The organism is Paenibacillus popilliae ATCC 14706, from assembly GCF_000315235.1.
Taxonomy (GTDB): domain Bacteria; phylum Bacillota; class Bacilli; order Paenibacillales; family Paenibacillaceae; genus Paenibacillus_B; species Paenibacillus_B popilliae.
Genome location: NZ_BALG01000333.1, coordinates 1 through 2,938, shown reverse-complemented (window position 1 = coordinate 2,938; position 2,938 = coordinate 1). Strand labels below are relative to the sequence as shown.

The following is a 2,938-nucleotide window of genomic DNA, read 5'->3' as shown; positions in this document are numbered from 1 at the left end:
TGGATAGATCAGTGCCGGTCTTTGGCGAAGTAGTGCATCGCCTTTTTTAAGATGTCGTTCTCCTCTTCCAGATCACGAATGCGCTTCTGGAGATCGCGTACAGCTTTGTCGTCGGCTTTCAGTTGTCCACTACCTGGAAAAGCTTGTACACCGTCTTTCTTGTATTCGGCCATCCAGCGATACAAGGTATTGTCGCTTATCCCTAGTTCGCGGGCGACCTGCGCCACCGCCTTTCCTTCTTCCTGGATCATCTGAATCGTTTGGAGTTTGAATTCTTTATCGTATTTTTTCGTCATCGTAGCACCTCGAATCATCGTAGCACCTCGAATTTGGATATTTTCATTCTACCCGATTCTCGGTTCTACATGTCTACTTTTTAGTCTAGCAGCAGAGAGCTTCGCTCCTTGCGAGCGCGCCCGGACATCAAAAACATACCCTTAATATTTGCACTTCGAGGAAATAAGGACGAACGAGTAGAACAGTTACCAAAATAAAGTAGACGTAAAAAACCACTATGTTATCATTTGAATAATAAATAGAAAAGGAGCCGTGCTGCTAACACGACTCCCGAGCAATAGCCGCTTTAAGAGCGGTCGGCTTGGAATAAGTTTTACGAATAGACCGCAATCCTTTTTCGGTGGAGGCGGTCTATTTCTTATGGTTCAAAAGAGCAATTACGATAGGAATGACAAACGTCAGTAACACAAGCTCTCGCTTAATATAAGCGGCAAATCAGGCGATTTCTATCGAGGAAAGACGTTTAACTCGGAAGGGAGTAAGCCGCTAATACGACAGGAATATTTCGTCTGTAATGCGTGGACTATAAGCAGGAGGCCCCGTATTATTCCACGGGGCCTTTTTCGTATGACTTGCGGTCGGTTACGCCAATATTAGGGGCTATTTTAGCCCCGTTCGTGCACCCAGTGCATTCCGTCAAAACTGATAAAGCCGCATCATTTAGGATGGATTGCAATGTGCGCTTGCCTCCGCGTGGGATGTATGGTATCTCTCCATCAAAACTGACGAAACCAAGCTCTGGGTGACGGAATGCATAACCGCTTACCTTATAATATCCTAGCATGGATAGTGCTTTAAAACGGCATTCTTCCATTTTTACAATCTCTAGGCTGCTGTTAATAGCAACCGTTTTCGGCGTACTCATTGGACACTCCTCCCGCATAAGTCAGCCGGCTTATTCAACTCATCTCCTATTGCTTAACTTCCACTTCGCTTGTTACAATGGAGTTGCAACTTATCGGTCTTCTCCAAAAGTTCCCGATGAGTCATTCCAAACAGATCTTCAAATGCGCACAAGACCTCATATGACGGGCGTCTTGTGCCTTTTCAGATCTTGTTATGACTAATTTCCAAAGCTGCTTTAAACATCTCAAGAATATTAAAGGTGTAACTTATAAAGAGATTGCTGATTCGTTGGGGCTAAAAGTGCGTGCTGTCCAACCCTACGCTGAACCAAATCATTACCCTGATTGCCCTAAGCTAATCGCCCTAGCTGACTACTTTGACGTATCCATTGATTATCTTGTCGGACGTTCCGACGATCCACGCCATCACTAATTTACAGCTATTGCCTGTTCACTTTTCTACCTGTACAATGAAACTATTAGATGTTTCTTTGAAAGGAGTGATTGCCAATGGAAAACGAACTATTACATCAAATCTTGTCGGAACTTAAGAGCATCAAGACCGATGTATCCGAACTCAAAAACGATGTATCCGAACTTAAAGCTGGACAACAGCAACTACAAGCTGACGTGACAAAGTTACAGGATAATATGACAGAGCTACAAGCTGACGTAAAAGTACTACAAACTGACGTAAAAGTACTACAAACTGATGTAAAAGTACTACAAACTGACGTAAAAGCACTACAAACTGATGTAAAAGTACTACAAACTGATGTAAAAGCACTACAAACTGATGTAAAAGTACTACAAACTGATGTAAAAGCACTACAAACTGATGTAAAAGTACTACAAACTGATGTAAAAGATATCAAGAACGAGCAACGTTATATGTGGGATGACGTTAAGCAGCTTGATAACCGTATTAATAACCAAGCTGATGAAATTATGACTTTCCAACGAATAAAATAGCTATCTTCCGCTCCGCCTCCTGCTTGAGTTGCGTTATCAACTCATCGGGTAGGCGGATTGTTGTTTGTTCGCGTTCCATTGTTTCACATCTTCCTTCGACGAGTGCTTCCGGACGTACCGGCCATCGCGGGAATATCCGTTGCTGAGTGCTGGATTTGCGATTAGCTACCGGATTAACGGGATCATTCCGAGGCTGCGGACGAAGATGGGACAAGCGCAGGAAGACAATGAGGCTCCGTTGGATTATGCGGAATTGGCGAATTGGTTGTAGCGATAGAATTTTTCTATTTACGAATAATTCGTTTGATTCGGCAAAATAACTCAAATAGAATCGCAACTACTCTGTTGATGCGTTGATTACTAATAGTGAAAGGGTGGAACAAGAATGCAGACGATAACCAACCGAGAGCAGACGCAAGAATTATCAACGGATATCCACGTTATCACAGCGGAGATTAACGCGTACAAGCAAATCGCAGGTGAAGCGATACTCGAGATTGGGCGAAGGTTGAAACACGTGAAAGAAAATGAACTAATTCACGGTCAATGCGGAAAGCTTCTCGAAACAATAGAAATGGATCGTTCTCAAGCTGCTAAATTCGTCAAGGTGTTTGAAGAATTTGGACAATCAAATGTGTGTACGTACACACATTTGGGTATGCGCGCCCTCTATGAAATCGCAACAATCCCGCCAGAGCAACGCGAACGACCACACGCAATCCCTTCAACTGTGAACGTCAAATCGGCCCCACCTAGCGGTCAGATTGGGGCCAGTGTATGATCGATGTAGATTAGTTCAGACGGCAGAAGTCCGGCAACTGCGG

Annotated in this window: 5 protein-coding genes; 3 read left to right on the top strand and 2 right to left on the bottom strand. The window is 43.8% G+C overall.

The features are described 5' to 3' along the window. Positions 1–8: 8 nt before the first annotated feature. Together PPOP_RS16785 and PPOP_RS16780 are read right to left on the bottom strand one after the other, a co-directional pair. Positions 9–296, bottom strand: a complete 288-nt coding sequence (locus PPOP_RS16785; RefSeq protein WP_042229583.1) for a transposase — start codon at positions 294–296, stop codon at positions 9–11. A gap of 545 nt (positions 297–841) precedes the next feature. Then, a complete protein-coding gene (locus PPOP_RS16780) occupies positions 842–1,162 on the bottom strand; it encodes a hypothetical protein (protein ID WP_006287839.1) in 321 nt (106 codons plus the stop codon). A 490-nt stretch (positions 1,163–1,652) separates the two neighbouring features. Here PPOP_RS16780 and PPOP_RS16775 point away from each other — a divergent pair, with 490 nt between their 5' ends. The 3 genes from PPOP_RS16775 to PPOP_RS24660 all read left to right on the top strand — a co-directional run bounded on the left by PPOP_RS16775 (position 1,653) and on the right by PPOP_RS24660 (position 2,895). Continuing rightward, positions 1,653–2,114 carry a DUF4472 domain-containing protein gene (locus tag PPOP_RS16775; RefSeq protein WP_006287837.1) on the top strand — a complete coding sequence of 154 codons (462 nt, stop codon included), beginning with the start codon at positions 1,653–1,655 and terminating at the stop codon, positions 2,112–2,114. Positions 2,115–2,178: 64 nt separating this feature from the next. Further along, on the top strand, positions 2,179–2,385 hold the full coding sequence (locus PPOP_RS16770) for a hypothetical protein (RefSeq protein ID WP_052516645.1): 207 nt from the start codon (positions 2,179–2,181) through the stop codon (positions 2,383–2,385). A 114-nt stretch (positions 2,386–2,499) separates the two neighbouring features. Next, on the top strand, positions 2,500–2,895 hold the full coding sequence (locus tag PPOP_RS24660; protein ID WP_006287836.1) for a DUF3102 domain-containing protein: 396 nt from the start codon (positions 2,500–2,502) through the stop codon (positions 2,893–2,895). Positions 2,896–2,938: the final 43 nt, after the last annotated feature.